Origin of the sequence: Leptolyngbya sp. ST-U4 (genome assembly GCF_039962215.1) — a bacterium.
In the GTDB taxonomy this organism is placed as follows: Bacteria; Cyanobacteriota; Cyanobacteriia; order Elainellales; family Elainellaceae; genus Leptolyngbya_A.
Window position 1 is genome coordinate 206,142 of record NZ_JAMPKZ010000001.1, and the last position, 16,983, is coordinate 223,124.

The following is a 16,983-nucleotide window of genomic DNA, read 5'->3' on the forward strand; positions in this document are numbered from 1 at the left end:
CTCCTCTAATGCAGCTCAATTCCCGTTTATAGATTGACTTTCAAGCTGACTTACAAACATTCGTCTCTTGATCCCATGAAAGAAAAAAGAAAATTGGTGCATTTAAGCGTTGCCGTCGTGCTTGGAGCCTGTTTATTGCTTTCGGCTAGAGCTGCTCGTAAAGCACTGTGGCACTATCAGGCCTCTCAGCCCCGAAAAGATGCTGACGCTGCTCTCCAGGTGGGCGACTCGAAACGGCTTTATGACTTGCACGTTTCATCTGCCTACACAGGGGAAAAGCCAACCCCACTTGTGCTTGCCTTTCACGGGGCTGCAGGGGATGGTCAGGCAATGGAACAAGTCACAGGACTAAATCAGATTGCCGATCAAGAAGGGTTCATTGTGGCGTATCCTGATGCTCTGCCACCTCGAAAACACTGGGACGCCCGGCGCGGAAGTGGTCCCGATACCTCGAATGATGTGGGTTTTATTGCAGCCCTGATTGATGAGCTGAGCCAGCGATATACCGTCGATCGCAGCCGGATTTATATCGTGGGTCTTTCTAATGGGGGAATGTTTGCCCAGCGATTAGCCTGTGAGTTGAGCGATCGAGTGACGGCGATCGCCGCCGTAGCATCCGCGATGCCAACCAATCTATCAACCACCTGCAACCCCACAAAACCCATTTCGGTACTGCTTATTAACGGCACTCAGGACGATCTGATTCCCCCGGTTGAGCCGGGAAAGGCACTGCTCTCCTTGCCGGATACAGTGAAGTTTTGGAAGGCACATAATCGCTGTTCTGCCGAAGCAGTGCGGAAATCACTGCCCCAAAATCCTCATCTAGAGCTTGAGACCTATGATCAGTGTGCCAATCAAACCCGCGTCATGCTTTCCACGATCGAGGGAGGCACCCACGGATGGGGCGATGATCCGATCTCGGGTGGAGACAATCTGGTTAAGCCGGGTCAGGAGATGAATGAGAGTGCTTTTATCTGGAGTTTTCTCAGCCAGCAATCGAGCGAAGTGCAAACCTCATCTCAACCACAGCAATCAACAACCAACAACTGATGTAAATCCCGAGATGTATCTACCGATTGATTTTAATTGATTTTAATTGTGTCTCCTGAACCCCAAATTACTATGGAAACCCTTGTTCATTCCACTGCTTCCTGCTCCTTACTCGTCGTCATTGTGAATTATCGCACCGCCCGATTAACGGTTGACTGTTTGCAGTCGCTCGAGAGCGAAGTGCGATCGTTGCCGGGTACTCAAGTCGTGGTCGTGGACAATGACTCCAGAGATTATTCGGTCGAAGCGATTCAGTCTGCGATTGATCAGTATGGCTGGCAAGCGTGGGCAACTGTTCTTGCCTCTAAGCACAACGGTGGCTTTTCCTACGGCAACAATCTGGCAATCCGTCCCGCGCTGCAATCTCCCAATCCGCCCCTTTATTACCTGCTGCTCAACCCTGATACTCAAGTGCGTCCGGGTGCTTTGAAGGCACTGGTTGATTTTATGGAACAGCATCCCACCGTGGGAATTACGGGGAGCAGCTTTGAAGATCGGGAAGGAAAACCCTGGGCGACGACGTTTCGATTTCCCTCGATCTGGAGTGAACTGGATAGCGGACTGCGCCTCGGCATTGTCTCCAAGCTGCTCTCAAAGTGGGTCATCGCCCGATCCATGACCGAAGAGGCTGAAGAAGTAGATTGGCTTCCCGGTGCGAGCATGATGATTCGGCGGCAGGTGTTTGAGTCGATCGGCTTGATGGATGAGGACTATTTCCTCTACTACGAAGAAACAGATTTCTGTCTCCAGGCAAAACGGGCAGGCTGGCCGTGCTGGTACGTCCCCCAAAGCAGGGTCATGCACATCGCAGGTCAAAGCACCGGAGTTACTGTTCAGGATACAATTCCCAAGCGATTACCCCAATACGTCTTTAATTCGCGCCGACGATACTTTGTGAAAAATCATGGCTGGCTCTATGCGGCGATCGCGGACTTAGCCTGGTCAATCGGCTACAGCCTGTGGAGCGTTCGTCGAGTCATTCAACGCAAACCCAATACCGATCCGCCCTACTTATTTCTAGACTCCCTACGGAACAGCGTATTTCTCAAGTTTAGGAGCAATTGATTCAGGATTTTTCAAGCCGTTCCAGAGAAGAGGGAGAAATCGATAAAAACATCTTTGATCCATCGCAAAAAACGATCGCCCCTTCTCCACAGAAAAAGAGCGACCGCCTCACTTAACCATTCACTCAACCATCAACGAATCTATTGTTCTGCACCTTCGATCGGGGCAAATCCCTGACGCTGGATGTTTTCGCTGATGTGGCGGGGTTCGAGGAATTGCAGCAGGTAATCGGGTCCGCCTGCCTTGGAGCCAACGCCAGAGAGTTTGAAGCCGCCGAAGGGTTGACGGGCAACAATCGCGCCTGTGATGTGGCGGTTGATATAGAGGTTGCCTACCTCGAAATCGGCTTCGGCTTTGGCGATGTGGGACGGGGTGCGGGAGTATAAGCCGCCCGTGAGCGCAAAGTTTGTGCCATTTGCAATCTCGATCGCCTGATCGAAATTTTGCGCCTTCATCACGGCCAGAACGGGACCGAAGATTTCTTCCTGAGCGATCGTCCCGGTGGGCGAAACGTCTGTAAAGATAACGGGTCCGACAAAGTAGCCCGATTCAGGGGAGGGCAGCTCAAGCGCGAGAGTGGCTTCCTGTTTGCCTTGCTCGATGTATTCGCGGATGCGTTTTTGTGCCGAGGCATCAATCACGGGTCCGACTTGCGTGCTGGGAGATTCGGCTACGCCCACATTGAGCGATCGCGTAGCTTCGATCAGACGATTCACAAAGGTTTCGTAGATTGGCTCTAGCACAATTACTCGCGAACAGGCAGAGCATTTCTGACCGCTGTAGCCAAAGGCAGAATAAACCACGCCTGCCACTGCCTGATCCAGATCGGCACTTTCGTCTACGATGACGGCATTTTTGCCGCCCATCTCGGCAATGACGCGCTTCAGATGTTTTTGTCCCGGCTGAAGCTCTGCCGCTTCCCGGTAAATGCGACAGCCGACTTCCTGCGATCCGGTGAAGGTGATCATGTGAACGTCAGGATGCTTCACCATGTAGGAACCCACGGTCGAACCCTTGCAGGGCAGGTATTGAAACACACCTTTGGGCATTCCCGCCTCGACGAGAATATCCGCTAGTTTTGCCGCAATCACCGACGACACTTCCGCAGGCTTCAGGATCGTGCAGTTACCCGCTACCAGGGAAGCCACAGTCATTCCGGTCGGAATCGCGAGGGGGAAGTTCCAGGGGGAAATGATCAGCGAAATGCCACGCGGCTGGTAGTGATAGCGGTTCGTTTCGCCCACCACGTCATAATTGACGCCCCGATCGAGTCGTTCCATTTCATCTGAGTAGAAGCGGCAGAAGTCGATCGCCTCCGAAATCTCTGGATCTGCCTGACCTAGGGGCTTTCCGGTTTCTAGCACCATCCAGCCTGCGAGTTCTGCCCGTCGCTGCTCCATCAGATCGGCTGCTTTCCGCAGGATGTTGGCGCGTTGCCTTGCCGGGGTTTTCTTCCATGCCGGGAATGCGGCTTTGGCTGCCTGGATTGCTTGCTCTGCCTGCTCAGTGCTGGCGAGTCCCACCTGTCCAACGATTTCGTCGGGGTTCGAGGGATTGAGCGAGTTAAAGCTTTCCAGGGTGTTGACGCGATCGCCATTCACCAACGGTAAATAACTCTTGCCTAACTGCTGCCGTACTGATTGAACCGCATCGAGTGCCTGATCACGTTTTGCGACGATTGCATAGTCCGTATCGGGGGCATTGTGAAACTTGCCGTTTTGAATCGCTGCTCCATTTTCCTCAACCAATATTGGGGGCGCCAGCAGTTCTTCAACCGGACGTTCTTCCAGGTTTTGCCGCAGAAATGACGTATTTGCAGTATTTTCTAGCAGACGACGGATAAGATACGCCATGCCGGGAATCAGTTCGCCGTAGGGACAGTAAACCCGCACCCGAAAACCCTGATCTACTAAAGCTTTCCCTAGCTTGTCTGCCATGCCGTACAGCACTTGTAGTTCGACCCGCTTGCGAGGAATGTTCAGCTCGCGGGCAATCGCCATTGCATAAGCCTGGGACCGCACGTTATGAGAGCCGATCGCCGCATTCAGATATTCGTGACTCTCCAGCAGAATGCGCGTTAGCTTTTCAAAATTAGCGTCGGTCGAAATCTTGTGCGAGAACACAGGAACGTCCCATTCGTGCTGGTTTGCCTTGATCGTTTCCTGATCCCAGTACGCGCCTTTCACCAGACGAATCGAGATCGGGTTACCGCGCTGTTTTGCCCATTCGACCCAACCGCGCAAATCTGCCTCGGTATCGCGCAAATAGGCCTGAAGCGTCACGCCGATATTAGAGCGATCGCGGAATTCTGGCTCCATCAAAAGCTGCTTCAAAATGGCGATCGTGATGTCTTTATACTGATACTGCTCCATATCGAAGTGAACCGACGCCCCCAGTTCTCCGGCGCGGCGCAGCAGGGTTCTCACCCGTTCCGTCACTTTTGCCTGACTGCCTTTTTCGTCCAGCGGATCAAACTGAGAATAAAATGCGGTCAGCTTCACAGACACCTGCACTTTGGGCAATTCTTCCCCATCAGCGCGATCGATCTGCTCCACAGTAGACCAGCGTTTTGAGGCTTCGGTGAGCTGCTCCATCAAGTCCAGATAGCGATCGAGATAAGACTGTGCCTCGGCTTCGGTGATTACCGCTTCGCCTAGAAGATCGACCGTAAAGGTCATCTTTTCTTTCCGCAACTGTTCGATCGTCTTAATCACCTGCTTGATCGTTTCGCCAGCAATATATTTGTGCGCCAGCGTTTCTACCGCAGTGGATACCGTCGTTGCCGCCATTTGTCCGGGAAGCGAATCGGGGGCAGCAAAGCCCAGCATTCCCTTCAGCGCAGCAGGCAGTTCGACGTTTTCCTGGCCGAGATATTCCTGCATGTGACGCGCAATTTCTGCCTTACTCCGCAATGCAGGCAAGCAGTCAATAAAGCGAAAGAGCTGTACCCGCAAGCCAGGATTCTCCATCGCCCAGCCCAGCAGCTTGTCGTCCCAGCGCATTTGATCGCGGAGCTGGGCAAAGATCGATCGATTTTCACGGGTTGCCGAAAGTAGTTGCTGAGCGATCGTCTGAGTTAGAGACTCGTAGCGATTATCGGTTCCCTGAGAAGCTTGTAAAACCACAATATGAACCCCCTTCACAGTACACAGGATTCAGCAGAGCCAGAACGGGGGCATCCAAACCCTGTATCTCCTATTCTCAGGGCTTAAGGGTTAATTGGCATGGTAGAGCGGCTGGGAGTCAGGGAATCTCCAAAGTTTGTCGTAAATCTTAATATCTTGTACGAGGTTTAGCCTTTGCACAACATTTTTCCAAATCTATTTATGACTCGGTTTGCTGGATCGCTACTGCACTGCGTTCGTGTGAAGCAATTAGGCTGTGAACACTATTAAATTCAGGTTGGGTCAGAACAAATTGACTCAAAAGGAGTCCCAGAAACCCTGGTGGAGAATTTATGCAATCAAGATGCAATCAAGATGAATTTAGTTTGTTTGACATTGCCGATTGAGCACCCGAATTGGACTTAGCAGGGGATATTGCACCACTGCTCACACGCTTCATTAAACTAGAGACGAAAAAGATTGCTCAAGCGAATGATGGGGTTAAACCCTGCTCAAACCATTTCTCAAAATTATTAGCAATACCATCTTCCTACGCTAAAATCTGCCCTATAGCAGTCGCGCAAATGCTAAAGAATTCAGTATTCTTTTTCTGGTCTTATGCTAGCTGCCTGCCATGCCTCCTCTTGCGTCTGCCTCCTTTGCCAATCGTTTACAGCGTCTCCGACAATTGAGCCATCTGCTCGATAGTGCGATCGGCATTCCCGGCACGAAATATCGCATTGGGCTTGATCCGATTATTGGGCTAGTTCCGGGTGGAGGCGATACGGCGGGGCTGCTGCTGTCTGCCTATATTGTGATGGAAGCGGCACGTCTGGGGGCTTCTAAGGCAGTTCTGACCCAGATGGTTTCAAATATTGTGTTGGAAACGTTAGTAGGCACGGTTCCCCTGGTGGGCGATTTCTTTGACGCGACCTGGAAATCGAACGTTCGCAATATCCGCCTGCTCGAAGACCACCTTCAGATCGTGCCGCCCGGTCGTCGATCACAAAATCGGGGGTTTGCCCTGCTGCTGTTGCTGGGGCTCCTGCTGATTTTTATCGCCTGCCTGACCGTTTCGGTGCTGGTGCTGCGTCAGGTTTTCATCTGGCTGGGGATTGGCTAAAAGGAGGTTAACTATCCTTACCGTCCATCGAGCAAAATTAAATTTTCTAACGCTAGATATAGAGATCTAACTACTTGACCGTCCGCCGAGGTGTGTCATAATACTTCGGCTGCGATCGACTTAATTTATGGTTCAAGTACTTCCTTCGTTTGACTCGACCGACGAGCCGACCTTTTCTCCAGTCCATTCGCGTTTGCCCGAAGCAATTGATGGACTCGATCTCAACTTTCAGCTTCCCGATCCAGAGGACGATCGCGTTTCGGAAGCTGAGTTTCAGAAGCAGATTGATGCCGCCTGGTTAGTGTGCGATCGGTTTGACCTGCAAACGGAGATCTGGCGGGGGCGAATTTTGCGAGCGGTACGCAATCGGGAAAAACGCAGCGGCGATGGTCGGGGCGCAGGTTTCCTTTACTGGCTGAAGGAGCGCGATATTAGCAAGACTCAGGCGTATTCCCTGATCGAGCTAGCAAACAGTGCTGACACGCTGCTAGAAGAAGGAATGCTGGAACCAGAAGACGTGAACCAGTTCAGCAAACGGGCGTTTTTAGAAACTGCTCAGGCGGCTCCCGAAGTGCAGCAAATGGTCAGCGATGCCGCTCGTAAAGGCGATCGAATTACCCGCCGAGAAGTGCGCCAGCTCTCTGACGAATGGACGGCAATCACCTCCGATCTGCTGCCCGAAACGGTGAAGGAAAAAGCGGCAGATCATTCCCTGCCTACCCGCTATCTGGCTCCACTTGTGAAGGAAATGGAAAAGCTGCCCGAAGCGCATCAAACCGTTCTTAAAAGCGAAATTGCCGAAAATCCAGACGTGGACACGGTGAAGCAAGTCACCTCCGAAGCCCGCTATCTGGCAAAATATCTCAGTGCAGCTGTTCAGGTGCAGGCACTCAACCAGAACTCCCTTGATCTGGAAACCGCGCTGGAAGAAGCTCTGCGAATCGGATGCCTCAACAGCACTGCCGATTTAGTCAACCACGCTGCCCAGCTCGAACAAACGATCGCCAAACTCTATACCACCTGGAAACGACTGAACACCCTGGCTGAACGAGTCTACCTCGATAGCGGCTCCAGCACGCCCCAGCTTCGATCGCTCCTCAATCACCTGAGTTCCCTCACGAGTGAAGTCCTAGAAATCAGCCTGGGTGACCCGGAGAGTACCTTTTCACGAACGATTCGCTTGCGGATTTTACCCGAAGAATCGGGGGATGCCATGGAGATTAATTCCTTTGATTTGAATTAGGGGTGTGGGAAGTGATGCCGCTCACAGTCCTAGATCAGGCCTAGATCGGGCGGCACAAGCCAATTGCACTTTCTGAAATCGAGACCCTAACGATTGCTGGGAACCCAAGTAGCCCACCCATCCACCCTCCCAGCGATACAATCAGAAAGACCCAATTCTCCTAGAACCATGCTCACGCTCTCTCCCAGTCTTCAAGCAAGGCTTTCCACTCCGCTCAAGATTGGCAGCTTCGAGGTGAAGAGTCGGGTACTGCAATCGCCCCTTTCGGGTGTGACCGATCTAGTATTTCGGCGGCTGGTGCGTCGCTATGCGCCGGATTCGATGATGTACACCGAAATGGTAAACGCGACGGGACTGCACTACGTCAAGCAGTTGCCAAAGATTATGGAAATTGATCCAGAGGAGCGACCGATCAGCATTCAGCTTTTTGACTGTCGCCCGGATTTTCTGGCAGAAGCAGCGCAAAAAGCGGTCGATGAGGGAGCGGATACTGTCGATATCAACATGGGCTGTCCGGTGAACAAAATCACCAAAAACGGGGGCGGGTCTTCGCTACTGCGGCAGCCAGAGTTGGCAGGGGAGATTGTGCGATCGGTCGTCAAAGCAGTCAACGTCCCTGTAACCGTCAAAACGCGGATCGGCTGGAGCGAAAGCGAAATTAATGCTGTGGAGTTTGCTCAGCGAATGCAGGACGCAGGCGCACAAATGCTGACGCTGCATGGTCGGACTCGCGCTCAGGGCTACAACGGTTCGGCGCGCTGGGAATGGATCGCGAAAGTGAAAGGGGCGCTGTCTATTCCGGTGATTGCCAACGGAGACATTTTTTCCGTGGAAGCGGCAATTCGCTGTCTGGAAATGACGGGTGCAGATGGAGTAATGTGTTCGCGTGGAACGCTGGGCTATCCTTTTCTAGTGGGCGAAGTGGATTATTTCCTTAAAACTGGGGAACTGCGTCAGCCTCCGACTCCGATCGAGCGGCTTCAGTGCGCCAGAGATCATCTGCAAATGCTGTGGGAATACAAGGGCGATCGCGGTATTCGTCAGGCACGGAAACACATGACCTGGTACGCCAAAGGCTTTCCCGATGCGGCAGATTTGCGCGGCAAGCTAGCAGTGATGGAAACGCTGGAGCAGGGATTGACGCTTATCGATCAAGCGATCGATCGGCTAGCAAGCTTATCCAGTTGGGAGGTGGAACCCGAATCGGAAACCGAACTGATTGCGATCGGCAACGGCTAGACCCTGCTTGAGCGCAGTTACCACAAAACAACTTTAAATCAAGACATCTTTGCCATCACGGGCATAGCGAATCCGTAGATAGAGGCCCAGGGTGATCTGCTTCATCACCCAGTAGAAGATGGTCAGCACAACAAACGTGACCAGGATGACGGCGATCGGTTGTTTGGAGGTCAAATCATTCAGCGTCGATCTCACCACATCGGTTGGGCTGACTGCCAGATCCCAGCTATTAAACCGACGAAATCGACCCATATAAACGCCGACTGCTGAGAGGAGATGTACCAGCAGTTCTGTCCTTAGTACCCACTGCCTTGCTCCCTGGCGTTTAAGATAGCGTCCCAGATTGAGCAGCGAAATCACGTATGCCTCAAACCCTGCCAGCATTGCGCCAACGTGAAGCGGAATGAGTACCAGCGCAATTACCCAGCCGGAAAGCCCTGCACGAGTGCCCCGAATCAGATGAATGATATCAGTCAGCATATAAGGGGCGTTTGGCAGGAACGCAATAAACACCGCAAGCAGCACCCACCACCACACCGGACGCACCCGGCTTTGCCGCTTGAATAAAACAAAGCTCAGAACAAGCGGAATAAACGCCAGGAATGAATTCCAGACAATCCAACCACTATAGACATCAGAAACAGCTCTATTAATTTCAAACAGCATAAACAATAATCGATCGGACATCGCAATGTAGCTGACTTTATTTCCAAGCAAGATAGCCCAATTCTCCGCCATCAATGGCACTCTTCATTGAAGCTTATGCTCTAACAGGTATCCTTTTCTAAAACTTCAACTTTACGCTATCAAGCTGCCTTGATTAATGCGTTACACGCTGAGCCGTTCAATTTTCCTAGTTTTGATAGGATACGTTAAGATTACCGATTCGCGTAAAGACGCTTAAACCCAGACGGCAAATTTATCTTGGAATTGGAGAACTGGAAAACTGAGGGACTGGAGAACTAGGGGCGGCTTTGAGAACAAAATGAACAAAATGTTCAGCGCAGCATACTCATTGCCAACTGCCAGACCTCATATCCTCGGCGGCTAAGATGTAGCCCATCGGTGGTGAGTTCGCGGCGCAGGATACCATCTGTTCCGGCAAAGTGGGTTTGCAGATCATAGAAGCTCGCGCCTTCCTGACGGCTGATTGCGGCAAGGCTGGCATTAATCCGCCGAATTCGATCGCTGGGCAGGGCAGGCAGACGGGTCGGCAGAATCGAATAAACTACGATTCCCGCATTAGGATGAGCTTGCCGTAGGCGTTCGATCATAAGTCTTAAATTACTCAACACAGTTTGATCGCTTGCCCCGCGTCGCAGATCGTTAATACCTGCCATTACATAAATTCGGTCAGGACGGGTTTGATTAAAGCTGGAGATCCGGCGCAGCATTCCCGCTGTGGTGTCTCCCGAAATGCCCTGGTTGAGCCAGAAGCGATCGCTAGGCAGACGATCGGTTGGAAACCAAAGAAACAGGGAATCGCCAAACAAAATCGTCAGCCGATTGGAACCCTGACTGCGTGCCATTACCTGAGCCTCTTGCCGCAGCAGCCTGATCCATTCTTCATAGGTTGGCTGTCGCACCGCGTTTTGCCAAGCCCTCTGAAAGCTGTTCACCGGAAAGCGAGGATACAGACGACCCACCTGCAGAGCCGCAATTCGCTGGTGGAAAAGCTGGCTTCCAGAACTGGGGCGGATGCTGGTGCTAACACTTGACGCGATGCCAACGACAGGTGAAGCCGGGCTAAACTCAGGTCGCTGCGAAACCAGCCTGACCCCAGAAGGTGCGCGCTCGACCTGCGTCATTGTAGTTTGAAGCGTAATCTTCCCCTGGGTTCGGCAGAAGTCAGCATAACTGGAAGCATCCGATTGGGGAGAATCTAAAGAAGTGGGAGGCAGGGCTAACTGCCAGCCGGGAGATTGACCTTGAGCAACCAAACTGGCTGCAAGTAGACACAACTGACTCATCTCGCCAAACTCCTTAAACTCCTTCACGGTGCAGTCACAAACAGGGAAAACCGATTCTCATAGTTCTTCTTTCACAAAGAAATTTGGCTGCTTCAGGAAAATTCGAGAGAAAATTCGCGGTTGCTTTTTTGCCTGATTCAGGTATTTGCTGTAGCGATGATAATTCGTGCGATCGAGTTCAAAAATTTCTACCGCAGGATAGAAGCAATTCTCGGTGGAGATGGGCGGGTGCGCTTTCCCCTCTAGAGTCTAATTGCGTGGTGAAGAATCGAGCAGGGAGCGTTTAACTCGTTCAGCTTTTATTCAACCTAAGTTTGATGATTCCAAAAAGGGCAGCAAGTAGAGTTGAGATGTCCCTAAGCAGCAGCTTTAGAGAGGGCAACTTGATTGAATAGAAGCAGGTTTATTGCTGAACTTTTACTTTGTTCGATCGAGCTTTTACTTCATTCCATTAGTGGCTTAGTCACCAGGTGAGCGTGAGCGGGAATCATCCGATAGATTTCAGTTGCGATCGTATCAACATCGTGTTAACGAAGGAAGTCGTAGTGGTTTCAGTAAAGAAATATTTCGTTGATTGAAATCCTATTTTATTGCTCGATTTCATTTCGATTTCATTGTCTTTTGTCACTCTAAGATTAGAGCCTATTCCAACCGTATAAAGAGAATTGTGGAGGAAAAGATGTACGTGATTCAAACCGATCGACAGGCTTGGGTTCAGGGAATTTGGCGAGGATGGCTAACGACTTGCAGTTCTCCCGCAGGAGCATTAATTTACCAAGATTTATCAAAGGCTGAAGCAGCAGCAGAGTATTACGGCAAATTCGCTCCAGACTTCAAGTTTTTTATTCGACCCCTACAGCAACAAGAGCAGTCGCGTATTGAATTGAACGACTACCGTTTCAAGTCCCTTTGCATTTGCTCTTAACTATCTAATTCACTGTCTAATTTACTACGCTGCTGCAATGATTCAGGATAAATCATATGATTTTTGATGCTCAGTTTCCCAGGGATGTGGTGTGGAATCAGCGGAAAACTGCGCTGTTAACTGCTATTTTTGGTGCTGTTCCGCTAACCTTGGGAAACAAGATTCGTCGATTAGTTTATCGTTCCCTTTTAGGACAAATTGAAGAGGGAGTAAATATTGGAACTGGGGTGCAACTAGCAGGTGCAAAAGGAATTTTTTTCGAGAAGAAATCAGCAGTCGAGAGCAACAGCCATTTAAACTGTTGGGGAAATTCCAAGAGCCGCATTATTTTACGCTCGCGATCGAGACTTGATCAAGGTGCCCATCTTCAAGCGTTGGGCGGGTGTATTGAAATTGGGGAGATGACGTACATCGGTCCCTACTTTTGTGCGGCAGGTCCTGGGGACATCAAGATTGGGAAGTATTGCATGATTGCTTCGCACGCTAGTGCTTATGCAAATAACCACATTTTTTCAGATCCCAATGCTTTAATTTGTTCTCAAGGTGCAACATGCAAAGGCATTGTGATCGAGGATGATTGCTGGCTTGGTACAGGGGTGCGGGTGCTGGATGGCGTCACCATTGGCAAAGGCAGCGTGATCGGTGCCGGGGCAGTTGTCACGAAGAGCATTCCCCCTTATTCGATCGCTGTAGGTGTCCCTGCCAAAGTGATTGGTCGTCGCGGAGCCGAATCAACCGAGTTTGCCGTCCAGCCTGGGGAGCTGATTGCTAGCAATGCTGCTAGAGACTGATATTAGAAGAGCACTTCTGCTCAATTTGCTGCAAAATTGCTGCCTCTTGCTGAGAAACCGTACCGTTGTTTTCCGCTAGTCGCCGACACTGTGCCAGAACAGAAACGGCAAAATCGCAATCAAGCTGCTCTAGAAGCTGATCGAGCGGCTGTGGAGATTGAATATTGGCGGCGATCGTTTTCAGCGAATTCGATTCAATCTGCAATCGCTGGAGTTCCGGAAAGATATCTTCCCAAGTTTTGTCGGGATAGCTTGCCAGAATCATGTGAACGGTAATTTGATCCATGATCGCTTGCTGGACGATCGCCCGATTGAGATACTCCTCGCTCTGCTGCTGAATTTGCTGTAGCGTTTCAGTGCTAGGTTCATCGGCTGTGGCTTGCAGTTTTGCTCCATAAAATCGGCTTGCTGCATATCCTACCGAATATAGAACCGTCGCGTTTGTACTTGCTCCAATCATTGCACCCGCAAACGGCACATTTCGCAAAAAGCCTAGTCCTGCCTTCAGGGCGTTACCGCCGCCCAATGCCAGCCCAAAAATGCCCAGCACTTCGCCTTTGCGCTCCGGGTCGTTTAAGTCTAAACCGTAAGCAGCTGCAATTTCGTACACTAGTTCCGTCTGAAGGGCAGTGGTTGCCGCCAGATCGAGTGCGAGCAGTGCGGTGGCAAATCCAGGCAAAAGGCTGGTGACAAAGCCAGAACTCCCTGCCTGCATTGCTTTTCTCACCATTAATCGATGAGCAATCTGACCGGGCGATTCGTTGGGATGCTTCTGCTGCATCTCTTTCACCGTTGCAGTCGCTTTGCTGGTGTCAACCCGATCGCTCATGCCCATGAGCCAGTCCAGCTTGAGCACCCCTGCCAATCGCCGCACAAACGGATTTCGCAGCAAAGGCAAACGACCCAAAAGGTTGAGAACCTGTCCAGCTCCCTCGGTGACCCCTCCCATCCAGCCAACTGCCCGCTGAGTTGCCGCTCCACCCACAGCCACCGCCGAGCGAGCTACGCCTTTACCACGATCGACTACTCCTCCGGCAATGCCCCGCACCCAGTCAAAGCGTCCAGATTTGTGCAACGCTTCAGAATTGGGAGATTTAGTCAATGAGGGCGGTTGCTTTACTGTTTCCCGAAGAGTCGCTTGTTCCTCGGTCAGTATTGAGTCAGGCTGCTCGGTCATGGCTGAATGACTGGTAAATATTTGTGAAAATGTCAAAGAATGAGGATCAAACTAACGAGTAAATCGTTATGCAGAATGCTTTTGTCTGCATTCGCAGAATACTTCGATCTATATCTCTATTTGTATCTGATTAATCCTATATCTGATTAATCGGGTTTAATCATTTGCTTTTTCAGGCCGATCGATTCACCTACTGGATTTGTAATAGTTTATAGACTGTTTCTGCAACGTTCCTCAACATTGGGAAAGAGAAGTTCCCCCTCAAAGGTCGTAAGTTTTGAGGCTGTAAGTTCTACAAAAGAGAGATGCTGATGAGCAAGAAGGCATCTGCTTTTTCGCAGCTCGATATACTAAATTAAGACGGCAATTAAGACGGCTAAGACGGTAGCGAAGGAGCAATCTCATGGCATATCCTTCAGACAATTCTTCTCTTACCCTGCAATCTGGCGAGAACCGGGAGCATTCCTGGCTGTACTGGTTTCTAGTTCCAGTTTACCCCTATCACAAGCGGCGTACCTTGCGGCGAGAGGTCGTCACAAATACGATCTGGACTTTTGACCAGTTGCAGGGCATTCTTTATACAATCGTTCCGGTTCGCATGACAATCGTGCGCTTGGAATCCGGTGGACTGCTCGTGTATTCACCGATCGCCCCCACCCGCGAGTGCATTCGCCTGGTGCGCGAACTAGAAGCAGAACACGGAGCCGTGCGCTATATTCTCCTCACCACTTCGTCAGGGCTAGAGCATAAGGTGTTTGTGCCGCCCTTTGCCCGTCACTTTCCCCAGGCGCAGGTGTTTGTGCCGCCGCATCAGTGGAGCTTTCCGTTTAATTTGCCCTTAAGCTGGCTAGGGTTTCCACGGGCTCGAACTCACGTTTTGCCTGCCGAAAGTCATCTGGCTCCCTTTGGCGATGAGTTTGACTATGAGTTGCTGCATATTGACCTAGGGCGCGGCTGCTTTGAAGAAGTGGCTTGCTTTCACAAAGCATCTAGGACACTGCTCGTTACCGATACCGTGCTGTCTGTGCCCGAAGAACCTCCGGCGATCGTTCAAGATGACCCTTATCCGCTCCTGTTTCATGCCCGCAATCGAGCCACCGACCCGTTTATCGACACTGAAGCAAACCGCCGCAAAGGCTGGCAGAGAATTGCTCTGTTTGCCGTCTACTTTCAGCCCGATACGCTAAAAACGCTGGGTCTGGGTCAGGCGATCCGCGATGCCTTTAAAGCCTCCGATCGATCTCTCAAAGGCTACCTAGGACTGTTTCCGTTTGATTGGAAAGAAGACTGGAAGCGATCGTTTGATGCGCTCCGGGGAAACGGTCGTCCTTTTGTTGCACCCATTCTGCAAACGCTGATTCTGGATCAGTCGCCGCAAACCGTGCTCGATTGGGCAGAGCGGGTGTCTCGCTGGCAGTTTGAACGCATTATCTCTTGTCATTTTGACGCGCCCTTTCCGGCAACCCCGCAGCAGTTTCGGCAGGCGTTTTCAATTCTCAAGCCCTCTGCTCAACCCGTCCAGTTTGGCAGTGAAAGTCACGCGCTCCCGGCTGCGGATGTGCAGTTTATTATCAAACTCGAAGAAACCCTGGATAAATTGGGTGTGACAAATCCTCCATCCCTTTAATTTTGAATTTACACCCAAAATTCGGGTTGAGTCAGGTCGATCGCGATCGCTAAAAGGTTTGCAAAATTAATCTGGCTGTAGAGTTTCCAGAATCGAATCTCGGCACGCAGGCGATCGTTCCCCCTTGAGCAAGCTGCACGGCAGAGGGTGATCAGGAGTGGCAGCCAGGGATAAGTGCGGCGAACAATCTGCCAGAAAAGCTTACAGGACATGGTTAAGGGCGAACGGGCTGCACATTCAGTTCTTCGCGCCACTGATCCACAGGCTTATCCCAGGCGGTTTCCCATTTTTGGGCAATCAAAGGTTTCGCCACTTTTCCCATTTGATATCCCTGAGCAATCGCTCCCAGCAGCGGATTCAGGCACTCTGGCTGGAGTATCGTTGTGGCAATTAGCGCATTCGCAACGAGCAGACTAGAGAGTGGAAGCTGAAACTGCGCCAAATAAAAAGCCTGCAAACCGATTTCGCCCATTTCGCTCGTATCAAACCCGGTAATAATGTGCCAGATGTCGTGCGTTTTTTGCCAGCGATATTCGACGTAGTGGGTGTCCGAATCGATCGGTATAACAGGCTCAAAGGGTTGAAATCCTAACTGTTTCATGTGGCAGGCATAAACGTAGCCGAGGGAGTTTTGGGGGTACTGCAAGAGTTCGTCCAGATCGTGCGGTGGAGCCACATATCGTTCTGACAGAATCGCAGCAGCTTCGGGCGTTGTTTTTAGGGCGGCGATCGACAGTTGAAACGCTGGGCTATTCAGCAGGCTGTTGCTCAGTTCCCACACGGGTTCCAGGTTGCCGCTTTCATCAAACAAAAGGGTGACGAATGCTTTGATTCCTCGCATTGTTTGAACGACAGGCTGAAAGCTAGTTCCAGAAGGGAGGGCAGGCAAATGATGAGCAAGTCGATGAATCGGGTGCATTGCGCAATCTCCAGGAAAAACAGGATAAAATACGAACAAAGTTCATGTTTTTAAAATACGAACGTTGCTCATGTTTTGTCAAGAAAAGGAGTCCACAAAATGGCAAACGATCGCCTAAAAGCCTCCACAATGCGACGACAGCCTAAGCAAAGCCGCAGCCAGGAACGGGTGCATCAGATTCTAGATGCCGCAGAGGAAGTGTTTATCGAATTAGGGTATGAACAAACCACCACACGGGCGATCGCCAGCCGTGCCGAAGTGCCGATCGGATCACTGTACCAGTTCTTTCCAGATAAAGCGGCGATCGTGCGAGCACTGGCTGATCGGTATTTTGAGCAGGAATATCGAATGTTTTTGCAGCTTCATACCGAACTGGCAGAAGTGGAAATTAGTACCTATGTCGATCGCATCATTGATGCGTTTGAGCAGTTTGCGGATGAGCGTCCTGGCTATCGCGCTGTACTGAGAGCGTTACTCAATCAAATGACCGTAACCGCTGCCAGCGCAATGAATGAATATGACCAACTTGTGTTGATGGGACTAACTAATTTTTTGTCTCAACGCAATCCTCAATTAGAGAGTACTCAGTGCGAAATGATTGCCACGATCGTCTTTAAAGCAGCGAATGAACTGCTCTGGCTGGCAATGACCTGCGATTCTCAGCAGCGATCAGCTATGGTGGCTGAAACCAAGGCTCTGATTACCGCATATCTGAAAACCTACCAGATTTAAGCGGTTTAGACTCAATAA

General features: G+C 51.0%; 15 protein-coding genes. 9 read left to right on the forward strand and 6 right to left on the reverse strand.

Annotation, left to right across the window (positions count from 1 at the left end; translation table 11 throughout):
• The first annotated feature begins 75 nt into the window (after positions 1-75).
• Entirely contained in the window at positions 76-1,050 is a 975-nt protein-coding gene (locus NDA02_RS00855; RefSeq protein WP_190790065.1) for a PHB depolymerase family esterase, read from the forward strand.
• 72 nt (positions 1,051-1,122) lie between these two features.
• Complete coding sequence (locus NDA02_RS00860; protein ID WP_348254275.1) at positions 1,123-2,115, forward strand: glycosyltransferase family 2 protein; 993 nt, start codon at positions 1,123-1,125, stop codon at positions 2,113-2,115.
• A gap of 140 nt (positions 2,116-2,255) precedes the next feature.
• On the opposite strand, the gene pruA is transcribed toward NDA02_RS00860, so the two are convergent.
• Entirely contained in the window at positions 2,256-5,240 is a 2,985-nt protein-coding gene (pruA, locus tag NDA02_RS00865) for an L-glutamate gamma-semialdehyde dehydrogenase (RefSeq protein ID WP_348254276.1), read from the reverse strand.
• Positions 5,241-5,853: 613 nt separating this feature from the next.
• Here pruA and NDA02_RS00870 point away from each other — a divergent pair.
• From NDA02_RS00870 to dusB, 3 genes are all read left to right on the forward strand, one after another.
• Entirely contained in the window at positions 5,854-6,342 is a 489-nt protein-coding gene (locus NDA02_RS00870; protein WP_190792075.1) for a DUF4112 domain-containing protein, read from the forward strand.
• A 127-nt stretch (positions 6,343-6,469) separates the two neighbouring features.
• Positions 6,470-7,585 (forward strand): hypothetical protein, encoded by a 1,116-nt coding sequence (locus tag NDA02_RS00875; protein ID WP_242067341.1) that lies wholly within the window; start codon positions 6,470-6,472, stop codon positions 7,583-7,585.
• Between the two features lie 168 nt (positions 7,586-7,753).
• Positions 7,754-8,824, forward strand: a complete 1,071-nt coding sequence (gene dusB / locus NDA02_RS00880) for a tRNA dihydrouridine synthase DusB (RefSeq protein WP_190792076.1) — start codon at positions 7,754-7,756, stop codon at positions 8,822-8,824.
• Positions 8,825-8,857: 33 nt separating this feature from the next.
• Here the strand turns inward: dusB and NDA02_RS00885 are convergent, their stop codons facing one another.
• Positions 8,858-9,490, reverse strand: a complete 633-nt coding sequence (locus tag NDA02_RS00885) for a DUF1361 domain-containing protein (protein ID WP_190792095.1) — start codon at positions 9,488-9,490, stop codon at positions 8,858-8,860.
• Positions 9,491-9,822: 332 nt separating this feature from the next.
• Positions 9,823-10,794 (reverse strand): GDSL-type esterase/lipase family protein, encoded by a 972-nt coding sequence (locus tag NDA02_RS00890; RefSeq protein WP_348245738.1) that lies wholly within the window; start codon positions 10,792-10,794, stop codon positions 9,823-9,825.
• Positions 10,795-11,473: 679 nt separating this feature from the next.
• On the opposite strand from NDA02_RS00890, the gene NDA02_RS00895 reads away from it, so the two are divergent.
• The gene (locus NDA02_RS00895) at positions 11,474-11,719 is read left to right on the forward strand and encodes a hypothetical protein (protein ID WP_190792078.1); all 246 of its coding nucleotides are present in this window, start codon (positions 11,474-11,476) and stop codon (positions 11,717-11,719) included.
• Between the two features lie 401 nt (positions 11,720-12,120).
• Positions 12,121-12,510 carry an acyltransferase gene (locus tag NDA02_RS00900; protein ID WP_277879143.1) on the forward strand — a complete coding sequence of 130 codons (390 nt, stop codon included), beginning with the start codon at positions 12,121-12,123 and terminating at the stop codon, positions 12,508-12,510.
• On the opposite strand, the gene NDA02_RS00905 is transcribed toward NDA02_RS00900, so the two are convergent.
• Entirely contained in the window at positions 12,500-13,687 is a 1,188-nt protein-coding gene (locus NDA02_RS00905) for an EcsC family protein (protein ID WP_190792080.1), read from the reverse strand. The genes NDA02_RS00900 and NDA02_RS00905 overlap by 11 nt on opposite strands.
• Positions 13,688-14,090: 403 nt before the next feature.
• Between NDA02_RS00905 and NDA02_RS00910 the strand changes: the two genes are divergently transcribed.
• Positions 14,091-15,314, forward strand: coding sequence for a DUF4336 domain-containing protein (locus tag NDA02_RS00910; RefSeq protein ID WP_190792081.1), 1,224 nt, complete (start codon positions 14,091-14,093; stop codon positions 15,312-15,314).
• 8 nt (positions 15,315-15,322) lie between these two features.
• On the opposite strand, the gene NDA02_RS00915 is transcribed toward NDA02_RS00910, so the two are convergent.
• Together NDA02_RS00915 and NDA02_RS00920 are read right to left on the reverse strand one after the other, a co-directional pair.
• Entirely contained in the window at positions 15,323-15,526 is a 204-nt protein-coding gene (locus tag NDA02_RS00915) for a hypothetical protein (RefSeq protein WP_190792082.1), read from the reverse strand.
• Positions 15,527-15,528: 2 nt separating this feature from the next.
• The gene (locus NDA02_RS00920; RefSeq protein WP_190792083.1) at positions 15,529-16,233 is read right to left on the reverse strand and encodes a Coq4 family protein; all 705 of its coding nucleotides are present in this window, start codon (positions 16,231-16,233) and stop codon (positions 15,529-15,531) included.
• 99 nt (positions 16,234-16,332) lie between these two features.
• Between NDA02_RS00920 and NDA02_RS00925 the strand changes: the two genes are divergently transcribed.
• Positions 16,333-16,965 carry a TetR/AcrR family transcriptional regulator gene (locus tag NDA02_RS00925; protein ID WP_190792084.1) on the forward strand — a complete coding sequence of 211 codons (633 nt, stop codon included), beginning with the start codon at positions 16,333-16,335 and terminating at the stop codon, positions 16,963-16,965.
• Positions 16,966-16,983 lie beyond the last annotated feature (18 nt).

Bases quoted from the DNA above. Each gene is read 5' to 3' on its own strand.
- NDA02_RS00855 (WP_190790065.1), top strand. From the start codon at position 76: ATGAAAGAAAAAAGAAAATTGGTGCATTTAAGCGTTGCCGTCGTGCTT.
- NDA02_RS00860 (WP_348254275.1), top strand. From the start codon at position 1,123: ATGGAAACCCTTGTTCATTCCACTGCTTCCTGCTCCTTACTCGTCGTC.
- NDA02_RS00870 (WP_190792075.1), top strand. From the start codon at position 5,854: ATGCCTCCTCTTGCGTCTGCCTCCTTTGCCAATCGTTTACAGCGTCTC.
- NDA02_RS00875 (WP_242067341.1), top strand. From the start codon at position 6,470: ATGGTTCAAGTACTTCCTTCGTTTGACTCGACCGACGAGCCGACCTTT.
- dusB (WP_190792076.1), top strand. From the start codon at position 7,754: ATGCTCACGCTCTCTCCCAGTCTTCAAGCAAGGCTTTCCACTCCGCTC.
- NDA02_RS00885 (WP_190792095.1), bottom strand. From the start codon at position 9,490: ATGCTGTTTGAAATTAATAGAGCTGTTTCTGATGTCTATAGTGGTTGG.
- NDA02_RS00890 (WP_348245738.1), bottom strand. From the start codon at position 10,794: ATGAGTCAGTTGTGTCTACTTGCAGCCAGTTTGGTTGCTCAAGGTCAA.
- NDA02_RS00895 (WP_190792078.1), top strand. From the start codon at position 11,474: ATGTACGTGATTCAAACCGATCGACAGGCTTGGGTTCAGGGAATTTGG.
- NDA02_RS00900 (WP_277879143.1), top strand. From the start codon at position 12,121: ATGACGTACATCGGTCCCTACTTTTGTGCGGCAGGTCCTGGGGACATC.
- NDA02_RS00905 (WP_190792080.1), bottom strand. From the start codon at position 13,687: ATGACCGAGCAGCCTGACTCAATACTGACCGAGGAACAAGCGACTCTT.
- NDA02_RS00910 (WP_190792081.1), top strand. From the start codon at position 14,091: ATGGCATATCCTTCAGACAATTCTTCTCTTACCCTGCAATCTGGCGAG.
- NDA02_RS00915 (WP_190792082.1), bottom strand. From the start codon at position 15,526: ATGTCCTGTAAGCTTTTCTGGCAGATTGTTCGCCGCACTTATCCCTGG.
- NDA02_RS00920 (WP_190792083.1), bottom strand. From the start codon at position 16,233: ATGCACCCGATTCATCGACTTGCTCATCATTTGCCTGCCCTCCCTTCT.
- NDA02_RS00925 (WP_190792084.1), top strand. From the start codon at position 16,333: ATGGCAAACGATCGCCTAAAAGCCTCCACAATGCGACGACAGCCTAAG.